Source organism: Ensifer sp. SL37, assembly GCF_026672675.1.
In the GTDB taxonomy this organism is placed as follows: Bacteria; Pseudomonadota; Alphaproteobacteria; order Rhizobiales; family Rhizobiaceae; genus Ensifer; species Ensifer adhaerens.
In genome coordinates, this window is record NZ_JAPPRN010000006.1 from 2,818,238 (window position 1) to 2,831,909 (window position 13,672).

Annotated in this window: 11 protein-coding genes; all 11 read left to right on the forward strand. The window is 64.1% G+C overall.

Features of this window, described 5'->3' with window-relative positions; genetic code table 11:
• The first annotated feature begins 551 nt into the window (after nt 1-551).
• The 11 genes from mraZ (at nt 552) to murC (ending at nt 13,672) form a co-directional block, all read left to right on the forward strand.
• Entirely contained in the window at nt 552-992 is a 441-nt protein-coding gene (gene mraZ / locus OVA00_RS25720) for a division/cell wall cluster transcriptional repressor MraZ (protein WP_060582685.1), read from the forward strand.
• Between the two features lie 14 nt (nt 993-1,006).
• Complete coding sequence (gene rsmH, locus OVA00_RS25725) at nt 1,007-2,032, forward strand: 16S rRNA (cytosine(1402)-N(4))-methyltransferase RsmH (protein WP_034792418.1); 1,026 nt, start codon at nt 1,007-1,009, stop codon at nt 2,030-2,032.
• Between the two features lie 6 nt (nt 2,033-2,038).
• Entirely contained in the window at nt 2,039-2,422 is a 384-nt protein-coding gene (ftsL, locus tag OVA00_RS25730; protein WP_034792423.1) for a cell division protein FtsL, read from the forward strand.
• A complete protein-coding gene (locus tag OVA00_RS25735) occupies nt 2,422-4,170 on the forward strand; it encodes a peptidoglycan D,D-transpeptidase FtsI family protein (protein ID WP_060582686.1) in 1,749 nt (582 codons plus the stop codon). The genes ftsL and OVA00_RS25735 overlap by 1 nt, the downstream gene beginning before the upstream one ends.
• 66 nt (nt 4,171-4,236) lie before the next feature.
• On the forward strand, nt 4,237-5,700 hold the full coding sequence (locus tag OVA00_RS25740) for a UDP-N-acetylmuramoyl-L-alanyl-D-glutamate--2,6-diaminopimelate ligase (RefSeq protein ID WP_060528867.1): 1,464 nt from the start codon (nt 4,237-4,239) through the stop codon (nt 5,698-5,700).
• 1 nt (nt 5,701) lies between these two features.
• The gene (locus OVA00_RS25745) at nt 5,702-7,156 is read left to right on the forward strand and encodes a UDP-N-acetylmuramoylalanyl-D-glutamyl-2,6-diaminopimelate--D-alanyl-D-alanine ligase (protein ID WP_268089838.1); all 1,455 of its coding nucleotides are present in this window, start codon (nt 5,702-5,704) and stop codon (nt 7,154-7,156) included.
• 231 nt (nt 7,157-7,387) lie between these two features.
• A complete protein-coding gene (mraY, locus tag OVA00_RS25750) occupies nt 7,388-8,488 on the forward strand; it encodes a phospho-N-acetylmuramoyl-pentapeptide-transferase (protein ID WP_034792441.1) in 1,101 nt (366 codons plus the stop codon).
• A gap of 7 nt (nt 8,489-8,495) precedes the next feature.
• Nucleotides 8,496-9,887, forward strand: a complete 1,392-nt coding sequence (gene murD, locus OVA00_RS25755) for a UDP-N-acetylmuramoyl-L-alanine--D-glutamate ligase (RefSeq protein ID WP_268089839.1) — start codon at nt 8,496-8,498, stop codon at nt 9,885-9,887.
• Between the two features lie 96 nt (nt 9,888-9,983).
• Nucleotides 9,984-11,138: a putative lipid II flippase FtsW gene (gene ftsW / locus OVA00_RS25760; protein ID WP_034792447.1), complete on the forward strand. Its 1,155-nt coding sequence runs from the start codon at nt 9,984-9,986 to the stop codon at nt 11,136-11,138.
• A gap of 3 nt (nt 11,139-11,141) precedes the next feature.
• Nucleotides 11,142-12,266 carry an undecaprenyldiphospho-muramoylpentapeptide beta-N-acetylglucosaminyltransferase gene (gene murG, locus OVA00_RS25765; RefSeq protein ID WP_268089840.1) on the forward strand — a complete coding sequence of 375 codons (1,125 nt, stop codon included), beginning with the start codon at nt 11,142-11,144 and terminating at the stop codon, nt 12,264-12,266.
• Complete coding sequence (gene murC, locus OVA00_RS25770; protein WP_060515929.1) at nt 12,263-13,672, forward strand: UDP-N-acetylmuramate--L-alanine ligase; 1,410 nt, start codon at nt 12,263-12,265, stop codon at nt 13,670-13,672. Before murG ends, murC begins: the two co-directional genes overlap by 4 nt.

Genomic DNA, 13,672 nt, shown 5'->3' on the forward strand with positions numbered 1-13,672 from the left:
TCTCTCTCTCTCTCTCTCTCTTTCTCTGTGGGCGGGCCGCACGGTTCAGCGCGTGCGGATCGCGCCTTGCAAATCGGGCTGATCCGCATGCCATTTTTGCGACCGACAGCGGTGCCGGTTTAGGCGGTTTTGTCGTTGCCGCCGCGCATTCTTCTCTTGCGATGACACGAAAGGGCCTCTGCATAACGGTGTGTCTGCGCTTTTTCTCACATTCTGATTTTTCAACGATTTGAAGCCGTTCGACCGTCGCATTCCCGTACGGTGGGGTCTCTTCGTAACCCTTCGTTAAACTTAACAACCTATCAATATTTGATCAGCCCGACGGCTGTTTGTGATCCATTCCCATTGACGCCCATATGGTCCCATGATATCCCATAATGGCACTGCGCAGGGGCTGCTTCGCGGCCCAAAATCGCAAGATTCCAATGCCTTCCGGCTTCGGAGGGTGGTCGGACATTCCACTGTTCGGCGGGGCGGTCTTGCGTGCAGAGTGACGTGTTCTCGCGGGTCGATGATCGTGGCCCGTCAGTCTTGGGCGGCCGTTTCGCGTTATGAACCGCTTCTTGTCACATGCCGCCAATCGGATCGATGCGAAGGGGCGGGTCTCTGTTCCCTCGGCGTTTCGCTCCGTGCTGTCGGATGGGGGCGTTCGGGAGCTATACTGTTTTCAGGATTTCGTCTTTCCGGCGATCAGCGTCGGCGGGCCGGAGCTCCTGGATCGGTTCGAGAGGCAGATGGCGGCCGAGGATCCATTTTCTCCGGAAGCCAACGAGATGTCGCTGCTGGTTCACGGGGGTGGCGTCTTTGTGAAGCTCGATCCGGAAGGCCGGTTGATGATGACGGATTTTATCCGCGACTTCACCGGCATCTCGACCGACGTGATGTTCGTCGGGCGGGGCGATTATTTTCAGCTCTGGGAGCCGCAGGCCTTTCAAAAGGCGCAGGCGGCGGCCCGGGAAGGGCGCAAGTCACGGGGGTTGCGTCCAGAATAGAATGGAGAGAGGGAATGGTGACGGATCAAGGCGGAGGTGTTTCTGAAGCCGAAGGCGGACCGGTTCGTCACATTCCCGTTCTCTTGCCCGAGGTGCTTGCGGCTCTCGAGCCCGCGCCCGGCAAGGTCATCCTTGATGGCACTTTCGGTGCCGGTGGCTACAGCTCCGCAATCCTCAAGGCCGGTGCCGACGTGATCGCGCTCGATCGCGACCCGACGGCGATTGCCGCAGGGCAGGCGCAGGTCGCCGAGTGGGCCGGCCGGCTGAAGCTCGTTCATGCACAGTTCTCCGATCTTGCTGCCCATGCGCCCGAAGGCGGGCTCGATGGCGTCGTGCTCGACATCGGCGTTTCCTCCATGCAGATCGACGAGGCCGAGCGCGGCTTCTCCTTCCAGAAGAAGGGGCCGCTCGACATGCGCATGTCGGCTTCGGGCGTTTCGGCGGCCGATGTCGTCAATCGCGCCAAGGTCTCTGATCTCATCCGCATCTTCGGCTTTCTCGGTGAAGAGAAGCAGGCCGGCCGCATCGCGCGTGCAATCGAGAAGCGCCGGGCCGAACAGCCCTTCGAAACGACCCGCGATCTTGCCGGCCTGATCGAGGTGGTGACGCCGCGCAAGGCCAAGGACAAGATCCACCCCGCCACCCGCGTCTTCCAGGCGCTGCGCATCTTCGTCAACGACGAGCTCGGCGAACTGGCAGAGGCGCTGTTTGCGGCCGAGCGAGCGCTGAAGCCCGGCGGCCGTCTTGTCGTCGTCACCTTCCATTCGCTCGAAGACCGCATCGTCAAGGCCTTCTTCCAGGACCGCTCCGGCAAGGCCAGCGGCTCGCGTCACCTGCCGATGGTGTCCGCGCGTGCCGCAACCTTCACGCCAGTTGGCAAGCCTATGGTGGCAGCCAGCGAGGAAGAAGCGTCCCTCAATCCGCGCGCCCGCTCTGCCAAGCTTCGCGCCGGTATCCGCACGCAAGCTGCGTCGCCGGGAAACGATCTGTCCATTTTCAATCTGCCGGAACTGGCAAGCCTTGCACGGCTGGGGGGCTGACAAGACATGCTTCGAACGTTCGATATCGTTCTGATCGTCGTCATGACGGCCGCGGCCACGGTGACCTATACGATCAAGCACCGCGCTGAAAACAAGCTTGAGGAAGTCCGCAAGCTCGACGTGGCGATCAAGCTCGAGGAAGACACGATCGACCTGCTGCGGGCCGACTGGGCGCTTCTGACCCAACCGAACCGCCTGGAGCGCCTCGTCGGTGCCTTCGGAGCCGACCTGCAGCTCGTGCCGACCCCCTCGACACAGCTCGCCCAGCCGCAGGAACTGCCGATGCTGAAGGCCGATCTGCCCGTGCCCGAGGACAAGTCGGCCAAGGATGGCATCGCCGCCATCATCGAAAAGACCGATAAGATCGCAACTGGCTCGGTGGCGCGCTGATGTCGTTTCTCTCCCGCATCATGGTGTTGAAAAGCAAGGCGCACTTCTCGGCGGGCGGCAACAACCGACCGGCTGAAAGCGGCGTCAACGTCACCTTCCAGGGGACGCGCAAGAAGACCACGAACCAGGCGAAGAACCGCGTCGCCATCGTGATCGCCAGCTTCGGCATCGTCTATGCCGTCATCGGCGGCCGCCTGGTGCAATACGGCATGGCGGCACCCGAAACCGTTTCCAGCATCGGCCGGGCCGACAACCTGATGGCGTCGCGCCCCGACATTCTCGACCGCAACGGCGAGATCCTCGCGACCGACATCCGCACCGTCTCGCTCTATGCCGAGCCGCACAAGATCGTCGATGCCGACGAAGCGGTCGAGCGGCTGTCGACGGTGCTGCCCGACATCAACGCCCGCGAAATCTACAACAAGCTCAAGTCGAAATCGCGCTTCCAGTGGCTGCGCCGGCAGCTGACCCCGAAGCAGCAGTCGGAGATCCTGGCGCTCGGCATTCCCGGCGTCGGTTTCCGCCCGGAAAAGCGCCGCTTCTATCCCGGCGGCCACACCGCCGCGCATATCCTCGGCCACGTCAACATCGACAACCGCGGCGTTGCCGGCATGGAGCGCTACATCGACAGCCAGGGGCTGGCCGACCTTGCCGCGATCGGCATGACCAGCGACGCCAAGCTCGAGCCGGTGAAGCTTTCGATCGACGTGCGCGTGCAGAACATCGTGCGCGACGTCATCGACGCCGGCATGAAGAACTACCAGGCGCTCGCCGCCGGCGCCGTCGTGCTCGACGTGCATACCGGCGAAGTGCTGGCAATGGCGTCCGTTCCCGACTACGACCCGAACAAACCGGCCGAAGGGGCGGAAGAGGGCTGGATGAACCGCATGTCGAACGGCACGTTCGAAATGGGCTCCACCTTCAAGACCTTCACCATCGCCATGGGCCTCGATTCCGGCAAGGTGACGCTCAACGACAGCTTTGACGCCTCGGCGCCGATCCGTATCGGCGGCTTCACCATCAAGGACTTCCACGGCAAGCGCCGCGTGCTGACTGTTCCGGAAATCTTCCAGTATTCGTCGAACATCGGCACCGCGAAGATTGCCGATCTCGTCGGCATTCCCGGCCACAAGGAATTCCTGACGCGCCTCGGCCTGCTTTCGAAGCTGCCGACCGAACTGCCGGAAGTGAAATCCCCGACGCAGCCGCGCGAATGGAAGAAGATCAACTCGGTCACCATCTCCTTCGGTCACGGCGTCTCGACGACGCCGCTGCAGACGGCGGTCGCGGGTGCCGCACTCGTCAACGGCGGCAAGCTGATCGAACCGACCTTCCTGCCGCGCACCGAGGAGCAGGCCGACGCCGTCTCCACACCGGTGGTCAAAAAGAGCACCAGCGACGACATGCGCTTCCTGCTTCGCTGGAACGGCATTGCAGGCTCCGGCAAGCGCGCACTGGTGCCGGGCTTCAACGTCGGCGGCAAGACCGGCACGGCCGACAAGGTGGTCAACGGCCGCTATGCCAGCGACCAGAACTTCAACGCCTTCCTCGCGGCCTTCCCGATCGACAACCCGAAATACATCGTGCTGACCTTCATCGACGCGCCGAAGACCGGCGAGGGTGGCGGGCGCACCGCAGGCTCGAACGCGGCTCCCATGGTTCGCGACATCATCAGCCGCTCTGCGCCGCTGCTCGGTGTCGAACCAAAGTTTGGAGAAGACGGTTCTGCCTTGCTTGTGTCTTATTAGACATGAAATGAGAAAGCGGACGATTCGCGATTCTTGCGGATCGAAATCGATGCGAGACGTGCGTTCATGAAGATCAAAGACCTGGCGGGATCGAGCTTCCCGGAACTTTCGGCGCAACTGAGCGGCGCTGCCGCCGATATCGACGTTGCCGGACTGACGGCCGATAGCCGGCAGGTTCAGCCAGGGGATCTCTTCGTCGCCGTTTCCGGCAGCAAGGCCAATGGCAGCGCCTATGTCGCCGATGCCCTGAAGCGCGGCGCGGTCGCCGTCGTCACCGAAGCTGGCTCGGACGTCGACACTTCGGCAGCGCCGGTCCTGAAGCTTTCCGAACCTCGCGCCTTTCTCGCCCGCGCTGCCGCTGCCTTCTATGGCCGCCAGCCGGAAACCATGGTCGCCGTCACCGGCACCGCTGGCAAGACCTCGGTCGCCTCCTTCACCCGCCAGGTCTGGGCGCATTCCGGTCTTGCAGCCGCGATGATCGGCACGACCGGCGTCGTCGCACCCGGGCGTAACGATTACGGCTCGCTGACGACGCCCGATCCGGTGTCGCTGCACAAGCTGCTCGCCGAACTTGCCGATGCCGGCGTCACCCATGCGGCGATGGAGGCCTCCAGCCACGGCCTCGACCAGAGCCGGCTCGACGGCGTGCGCCTGTCGGCTGCCGCCTTCACCAATCTCGGCCGCGATCACATGGACTACCACCCGACGGTGGAGCACTACATGGCCTCCAAGATGCGGCTGTTCGAGGCGCTGTTGCCGAAGGGCGCGCCCGCGGTGATTTTTGCCGACGACCAGTGGTCGGACCAGGCCATCGCCGCTGCCCGCAAGGCCAAGCTCGACGTGCGGACGGTCGGCCGCAAGGGCGATTACATTTCGCTGAAGCGGGTCGAGCACTTCCGCCACAAGCAGTCGGCCGAAGTGCATGTCGGCGACGACATCTTCGAGATCCACATTCCGCTTGCCGGCGACTTCCAGGTGGCCAATGCGCTCGTGGCGGCCGGCCTTGCCATGTCCACCGGCATCAGCGCCAAGGCGGCCTTCTCCGCGCTTGAAAAGCTGCAGGGGGCCTCCGGTCGTCTTGAACTGGTCGGCCAGACCAGGGACGGCGCGCTCGCCTATGTCGATTACGCCCACAAGCCGGATGCGCTGGAAAACGTGCTCGCCTCGGTGCGGCCGTTCACGACCGGCCGCGTCGTCGTGGTGTTCGGCTGCGGCGGCGACCGCGACAAGGGTAAGCGCCCGATCATGGGCGAGATCGCCACCCGGCTTGCCGACGTGACGATCGTGACCGACGACAATCCGCGCTCGGAAGTGCCCGATGTGATCCGCGCCGAAATCATGGCGGCGGCCAGGGGCGCCATCGAAATCGGCGACCGCGCCACGGCGATCCGCACGGCGGTCGGCATGCTGAAGACCGGCGACACGCTGATCGTCGCCGGCAAGGGGCACGAGGAGGGGCAGACGATCGGCTCCGTCACGTTGCCCTTCTCGGATCACGCGGAGGTCCGCAAGGCATTGGGAGGCTTGTGATTTGAACTGGCTCTGGACAAGCAGCGATCTCCTGGCCGCCATGAATGGCCGGCCGGTCGGCAATCTGCCTGAAGGCATCTCGGGGATCTCCATCGACAGCCGCTCGATCGGCAAGGGCGAAGCCTTCTTCGCGATCAAGGGTGATCGCGTGGATGGCCACGACTATGCGGGGATCGCGCTCGCCAATGGCGCCGCGGTGCTGGTCGTCAGCGAAGGCAAGCTGCCGGCGCTCGGACGGCTGAATGCGCCGATGATCGTCGTCGACGACGTGCTCGAAGCGATGATCCGGCTCGGCTGTGCGGCGCGCGACCGCAGTGCCGCCAAGATCATCGCCGTCACCGGTTCGGTCGGCAAGACGACCACCAAGGAGATGCTGCGCCACGTGCTTCAGCCGCAGGGCCGCGTGCATGTGTCGGTCGCCTCCTTCAACAATCACTGGGGTGTGCCGCTGACGCTTGCGCGCATGCCCGAGGCAACCGATTTCGGCGTCTTCGAAATCGGCATGAACCATCCGGGCGAGATCCGGCCGCTGACCGCCATGGTGCGCCCGCATGTGGCCATCGTCACTAGCATCGCTGCCGCCCATCTTGGCAATTTCGAGAGCCTCGACCAGATCGCCGAAGCCAAGGCCGAGATCTTCGAAGGCGTCGTCAATGGCGGCCACGCGCTGATCATTCACGACAGCCCGCAGTACAAGCTGCTCGAAGACGCCGCGGCAGTTGCCGGCGTCAGCCACATCCATTCCTTCGGCGCCAACCCGAAGGCCGAATTCCGGCTGGTTGAATTCAGCGGCGGTGCGGAGGGTTCCATTCTCTGGGCCGGCATCGGCGGTCGCACGTTGGAAGTCGCGATCGGTGCTCCCGGGCGCCACATCGCCGAGAATGCCGTTGCGGTTCTGGCAGCGGTGAAGCTTGCTGGCGGCGATCTCGACTATGCGGCTTCGGCGCTCGCAACCATGCAGGCCGAAACGGGCAGGGGCCGGCGCCATACGCTTTCGATCGGCGGCGGTACGCTGAAGCTGATCGACGAGAGTTACAACGCCAATCCGAGCTCGATGCGGGCGGCAATTTCGCTGCTGCGCGACAGCGAGCCGCCGGTCGGCGGCCGTCGTGTCGCCGTGCTCGGCGACATGCTCGAAATGGGCGAACACGCGGCCGAGGTGCATGCGGCCCTTGCCCGTCCGCTCATCGAAGCCGGTATCACCGATGTCTGGCTCGCCGGACCGCTGATGGCGCACCTGCGCGACGCGCTTCCGCCCGAAGTTTCGGTGATCTATCGCGAGAGCGTTGAGGACCTCAAAGCCTATGCGCTGGCCGCTGTCGCGCCGGGCGACGTTGTCATGGTCAAGTCGTCCAAGGGGACCGGCTGCGCCAAGATCGTGCAGGCGCTGATCGAGAGCTATCCGGAGACGCAAGCCGAGGAATACGGGGCCGAGGGAACCGAGGCCGAGGGGTAGCCGGCGTAATAAAAGCCGGCGGAACCGCCCATGATGGCGCGGTGGATACAGTTTGAGGTTAGGCGGCGCGCCCTAACACTTTCGCATGCAAGCGCGTATCGTTTTTCAGATGATTCTGTTGGACGTGTTTCGAAATACTACGGCGCCGCGTCTCCCGGGGCGGGAAAGCTTCGCTGTAACACTTTAAACTGCTGCATCATTGTGCAGGAAACCTTTGGGGAAAGGTCCCTTATGCTCATTTGGCTTGTGGAACTGGCGGACCACTTTCAGTTTTTCAATCTTTTTCGCTACATCACGTTCCGCACCGGCGCGGCGCTCTTCACGTCGGCCATGATCGTCTTCCTCTTTGGGCCCGCGATGATCGCCTCGCTGCGCATCCGCCAGGGCAAGGGCCAGCCGATCCGCGCCGACGGGCCGCAGACGCATTTCAAGAAGGCCGGCACGCCGACCATGGGCGGCCTGATGATCCTGGCCGGCATCGTCGTCTCGTCGCTGCTCTGGGCCGATCTGTCGAGCGTCTACGTCGTCTCGACGCTGCTCGTCACGCTCGGCTTCGGCGCCATTGGCTTCTACGATGATTACCTCAAGGTTACGAAGCAGTCGGACAAGGGCTTTTCCGGCAAGGCACGCCTCGGCATCGAATTCGTGATCGCGGCGATCGCCGTGTTCTTCATGATGCAGGCCTCGCTTTCGGGCGGTCCGTCCGGCTCCACTTTCGGCTCCTCCGTCACTTTCCCCTTCTTCAAGGACCTGATCGTCAATCTCGGCTATTTCTTCGTGCTGTTCGGTGGCTTCGTCATCGTCGGCGCCGGCAATGCCGTGAACCTGACCGACGGTCTCGACGGTCTTGCGATCGTGCCTGTGATGATCGCCGCTGCCGCCTTCGGCCTGATTGCCTATCTCGCTGGTAACGCCGTCTTCGCCAACTATCTGCAGATCCATTTCGTGCCCGGCACGGGCGAGCTTGCCGTCATCCTCGGCGCTGTCATCGGCGCCGGCCTCGGCTTCCTCTGGTTCAATGCGCCGCCGGCCGCCATCTTCATGGGCGACACCGGGTCGCTGGCGCTTGGCGGCCTGATTGGCACCGTAGCCGTTGCCGTCAAGCACGAGATCGTCATGATCATCATCGGCGGCCTCTTCGTCATGGAGACGCTGTCGGTCATCATCCAGGTCTTCTGGTTCAAGCGCACCGGCCGCCGCGTCTTCCTGATGGCGCCGATCCACCACCACTTCGAAAAGAAGGGCTGGACCGAGAGCCAGGTCGTGATCCGATTCTGGATCATCGCCGTCATCCTGGCGATGGTTGGCCTCTCCACCCTCAAGCTGCGGTGAGCGGACGATGATCCCGGTCACTTCCTTCAAGGGCAGGAAAGTCGCTCTCTTCGGTCTCGGAGGTTCGGGCCTTGCGACCGCGCAGGCGCTCGTCGCCGGTGGTGCCGAGGTTACCGCATGGGACGACAACCCGGATAGCGTCGCCAAGGCTTCGGCCGCAGGCGTGCCGACGGCGGACCTGCGCACCGTCGACTGGGCGGCCTTTGCCGCCTTCGTGCTTTCGCCCGGCGTGCCGCTTACGCATCCCAAGCCGCACTGGACTGTGGATCTTGCCCATGCGGTTGGTGTCGAGATCATCGGCGACGTCGAACTTTTCGTGCGCGAACGCCGGGCGCATGCGCCCGATTGCCCCTTCATCGCGATAACCGGCACCAACGGCAAATCGACGACGACGGCGCTGATCGCACATATCCTCAAAGAAAGCGGCCGAGACACGCAGCTCGGCGGCAATATCGGCACCGCGGTGCTGACGCTTGATCCTCCGAAGGCCGGGCGCTTCTACGTGGTCGAGTGCTCGTCCTACCAGATCGATCTGGCGCCGACGCTGAACCCGACGGCAGGCATACTGCTCAACCTGACACCCGATCATCTCGATCGCCACGGCACGATGCAGCATTACGCCGACATCAAGGAACGGCTGGTCGCCGGTAGCGGCACGGCAATCGTCGGTGTCGACGACAGCTTCTCGGCGCTGATCGCCGATCGCGTCGAGCGCGCCGGCACCAGGACCGTGCGGATCTCCCGTCGCCATGTGCTGGCAAGCGGCCTCTATGCCGAGGGCCCGCGCATCCTGAAGGCTGAAGGTGGCACTTCCGGCCTGTTCGTCGATCTCGACGGCATCCAGACGCTGCGCGGCGGTCACAACGCCCAGAACGCAGCCGCGGCCATCGCGGCCTGCCTTGCGGTTGGCGTCAGCGCGGCGGAAATCCACGCAGGCCTGAAGAGCTTCCCCGGTCTCAAGCACCGCATGCAGCCGGTCGGCCGCAAGGGTACGGTGGTCTTCGTCAATGACAGCAAGGCGACCAATGCGGATGCGGCGGCGCCGGCGCTTTCGAGCTATGACCGCATCTACTGGATCGCCGGCGGTCTGCCGAAGGAAGGGGGCATCACGACGCTTGCACCCTTCTTCCCGAAGATCGCCAAGGCCTATCTGATCGGCGAGGCCGCACCGGCTTTCGCCGCGACGCTTGGCGAAGCGGTTCCCTATGAGATCTCGGGCACGCTGGAGCAGGCGGTAGCGCATGCCGCGGCCGATGCCGGCAGGGACGAGACGGGCGGCTCGGCGGTGATGCTCTCACCGGCTTGCGCAAGCTTCGACCAGTATAAGAACTTCGAGGTACGCGGTGATGCCTTCGTCGGACATGTGCGCGCGATCGAAGGCGTGACGATGCTGATTTGATCCCTCGGCCGGCGCGCATGCGTGCCGGTCGATGCGGAAGGTGGTGCGGGATTTCGGACGTGGGCGCGATGGGCGCCGGAGAAGGGGACTGACAAGATGGTAAGCCGAGCCGAACGTGGCCCCGTGGCCGACTGGTTCTGGACGATCGACAGGTTCTTTCTGGCGACCTTCATCCTGTTGATGGGCGTCGGCTTCATGCTGTCCTTTGCGGCGAGCCCGGCGGTTGCCGAGCGTATCGGCCTCGACAGCTTCCACTTCGTCCGGCGCCACGCACTCTTCCTTCTGCCGTCGCTGGTGGTGATGGTGGGGATTTCCTTCCTCTCGCCGCGCCAGGTCCGGCGCGCGGCGATTCTGCTTCTTGCCGGTTCGCTCGGCATGATGGTGCTGGTGCTCTTCATCGGCGAAGAGGTGAAGGGCTCGATGCGCTGGATTTCGCTCGGTGGGATTTCGATCCAGCCGTCGGAGTTCATGAAACCGGCCTTCGTCGTCGTCTGTGCCTGGCTGTTTTCCGAACATGCGCGCCAGCCGGAAATCCCCGGTAATCTCTTTGCCATCCTGCTCTTCGGCATCGTCGCGGCCCTGCTTGTCGCCCAGCCCGACCTCGGCCAGACGATCCTGACCACCGCCGTCTGGGGCGGCATGTTCTTCATGGCCGGCATGCCCTGGCTCTGGATCATCCTGCTTGGCGGTGCGGCCCTTGGCGGCTTCTTCGTCGCCTATACGTTGCTGCCGCACGTGGCCGCGCGTATCGACAAGTTCCTGACGGGCGAAGGCGACACCTTCCAGATGGATACCGCCCGCGAGGCGATCATCCGCGGCGACTGGTTCGGCCGGGGCCCGGGCGAAGGCATCGTCAAGCGCATCATCCCGGACAGCCATACCGACTTCGTCTTTTCCGTTGCCGCCGAGGAATTCGGCATCGTCTTCTGCATGGTCATCGTGCTGATCTTCGCCTTCCTGGTGATGCGCGGCCTCAACCATGCCTTCCGCGAACGCAACGACTTCAACCGGTTCGCCGTTGCCGGCCTGGTGCTTCAGATCGGCATCCAGTCGATGATCAACATCGGCGTGAACCTCGAACTGCTTCCGGCCAAGGGCATGACCCTGCCGCTGATCTCCTATGGTGGCTCGTCCATGGTGGCGATCTGCGTCACTGCCGGCTTCATCCTGGCCTTGACCCGTCACCGCCCGGAGAAGCGCGCCGTGGAGCGCAGCCTGTTTCGGTCCGGCATTGGCGTGCCGGCGGAGTAAAATATGACTAAAGGCATCATCCTGCTTGCCGCCGGCGGTACCGGCGGCCATCTCTTTCCGGCAGAAGCGCTGGCCCACGAGCTGAAGGCCATGGGCTATTCGGTGCATCTGGTCACCGATAGCCGCGCCGAACGTTATGCCGGCAAGTTCCCGGCCGACGAGGTTCATGTCGTGCCTTCGGCGACAATCGGCTCGAAGAACCCGGTCAGCGTCGTCAAATCGCTCTGGACGCTGTGGAGCGGCATGCGCGCGGCGCGAAAGCTGATTGCCCGGCTGAAGCCCAAGGCCGTCGTCGGCTTCGGTGGCTACCCGACCGTGCCGCCGCTCTTGGCGGCAACCGGCATGGGTGTGCCGTCGATCATCCACGAGCAGAACGCCGTCATGGGCCGCGCCAACAAGGCGCTGGCCTCGCGCGTCAAGGCGATCGCCGGTGGCTTTCTTCCGGAGGGCACGGGCGCCTTTGCCGCGAAAACCGTGACGACGGGCAACCCCGTTCGCCCGGCGGTGCTAGCCGCCGCCAACACGCCCTATGCGTCGGCTGTCGGCGACGCGCCATTCCATCTCGTCGTCTTCGGCGGCAGCCAGGGCGCACAGTATTTTTCCAAGGCAGTACCGCAGGCGATCTGCCGTCTCGACGACGAGGTTCGCCAGCGGTTCAAGGTCACGCAGCAGGCCCGGCCGGAAGACAGGGACGGCGTGATCGCCACCTATGAGAAGCTCGGTGTGCCCGCCGAGGTCTCGCCGTTCTTCACCGATATGGCCGAGCGCATCGCCGGCGCTCAGCTCGTCATTTGCCGCTCCGGCGCCTCGACGGTATCGGAGCTTGCGGTCATCGGCCGGCCGGCGATCCTCGTGCCCTATCCCTATGCGCTCGATCACGACCAGGCGGCCAATGCGGCCGCCCTTGCCGCCAAGGGTGGCGCACGCGTGATCGCGCAGGCCGAACTCACCGCCGACCGTCTCGCCGGCATCCTCAATGATGCGATCGGCAAGCCGCAATCGCTCGCGGAGATGGCGGCAAATGCCCGGGAAACCGGCAAGCCGGACGCAGCAAGCTTGCTTGCATTCCTCGTAGAGGCTATTGCCAGCGGTTTGACAGTCGAGAAATTCAGGGAAACACGCTCATGAAAATGCCGAAAACCATCGGGCTGGTCCATTTCATCGGTATCGGCGGCATCGGCATGAGCGGCATCGCCGAGGTGCTGCACAATCTCGGACACAAGGTCCAGGGTTCCGACCAGTCCGACAGTGCCAATGTGCAGCGCCTGCGCGCCAAGGGCATCGAGGTCTTCGTCGGCCACAAGGCGGAAAACCTCGGCGAAGCAGAGGTGATCGTCGTTTCGACCGCGATCAAGAAGGACAATCCGGAACTGATCGCCGCGCGCGAGAAGTTCCTTCCCGTTGTGCGCCGCGCCGAGATGCTGGCCGAGCTCATGCGCTTCCGCAATGCGATCGCGATCGGCGGCACGCATGGCAAGACGACCACGACCTCGATGGTCGCAGCGCTGCTCGAGGCCGGCGGGCTCGACCCGACCGTCATCAACGGCGGCATCATCAATGCCTATGGCACCAACGCCCGAATGGGCGAGGGCGAGTGGATGGTGGTTGAGGCCGACGAATCCGACGGCACGTTCCTGAAGCTGCCGGCTGACGTTGCCATCGTTACCAATATCGACCCGGAACATCTCGACCACTACGGCAATTTCGATGCCGTTCGCGCCGCGTTCCGCCAGTTCGTCGAGAACGTGCCCTTCTACGGTTTCGGCGTGCTCTGCCTCGACCATCCGGAAGTGCAGACCATGGTCGGCAAGATCGAGGACCGCAAGGTCGTGACCTACGGCGAGAACCCGCAGGCCGACGTGCGCTTCCACAACATCCGCATGGACGGCGCTACCTCCGTCTTCGACATCGAGATCCGCCGCCGGCGCACCGGCCAGGTGATCCCGATGAAGGACCTGCGCCTGCCGATGCCCGGCCGCCACAACGTGTCCAATGCGACCGCGGCGATCGCCGTTGCGCAGCGCCTCGGCGTCAGCCCGGAAGCGATCGCCAAGGGGCTTGCCTCCTTCAGCGGCGTCAAGCGCCGCTTCACGCTGACCGGCGAGACGAACGGCGTGCGCGTCTATGACGACTACGGCCACCATCCGGTCGAGATCAAGGCGGTGCTGCGCGCCGCGCGCGAGGCGTGCCAGGGCCGAATCATTGCCGTGCACCAGCCGCACCGCTACTCGCGCCTTTCGAGCCTGTTTGAAGATTTTTCGGCCTGCTTCAACGATGCCGACACGATCCTGATCGCCCCTGTCTATGCGGCCGGCGAAGACCTCATTCCGGGCGCAACGGCCGAGGAACTGGTCGATCGCATCAAGGCGGGTGGCCATCGTGACGCCCGTTACGTCTCCGGTCCGGAGGCAATCGCGCCGGTTGTCAGCAAGATTGCACAGCCCGGCGATTTTGTGGTTCTCTTGGGGGCTGGCAGCATCACCTACTGGGCGGCTGCCCTGCCTAAGGAACTCGCGGATATTTCAGGAAATTGA

Bases quoted from the DNA above. Each gene is read 5' to 3' on its own strand.
- mraZ (WP_060582685.1), top strand. From the start codon at position 552: ATGAACCGCTTCTTGTCACATGCCGCCAATCGGATCGATGCGAAGGGG.
- rsmH (WP_034792418.1), top strand. From the start codon at position 1,007: ATGGTGACGGATCAAGGCGGAGGTGTTTCTGAAGCCGAAGGCGGACCG.
- ftsL (WP_034792423.1), top strand. From the start codon at position 2,039: ATGCTTCGAACGTTCGATATCGTTCTGATCGTCGTCATGACGGCCGCG.
- OVA00_RS25735 (WP_060582686.1), top strand. From the start codon at position 2,422: ATGTCGTTTCTCTCCCGCATCATGGTGTTGAAAAGCAAGGCGCACTTC.
- OVA00_RS25740 (WP_060528867.1), top strand. From the start codon at position 4,237: ATGAAGATCAAAGACCTGGCGGGATCGAGCTTCCCGGAACTTTCGGCG.
- mraY (WP_034792441.1), top strand. From the start codon at position 7,388: ATGCTCATTTGGCTTGTGGAACTGGCGGACCACTTTCAGTTTTTCAAT.
- murD (WP_268089839.1), top strand. From the start codon at position 8,496: ATGATCCCGGTCACTTCCTTCAAGGGCAGGAAAGTCGCTCTCTTCGGT.
- ftsW (WP_034792447.1), top strand. From the start codon at position 9,984: ATGGTAAGCCGAGCCGAACGTGGCCCCGTGGCCGACTGGTTCTGGACG.
- murG (WP_268089840.1), top strand. From the start codon at position 11,142: ATGACTAAAGGCATCATCCTGCTTGCCGCCGGCGGTACCGGCGGCCAT.
- murC (WP_060515929.1), top strand. From the start codon at position 12,263: ATGAAAATGCCGAAAACCATCGGGCTGGTCCATTTCATCGGTATCGGC.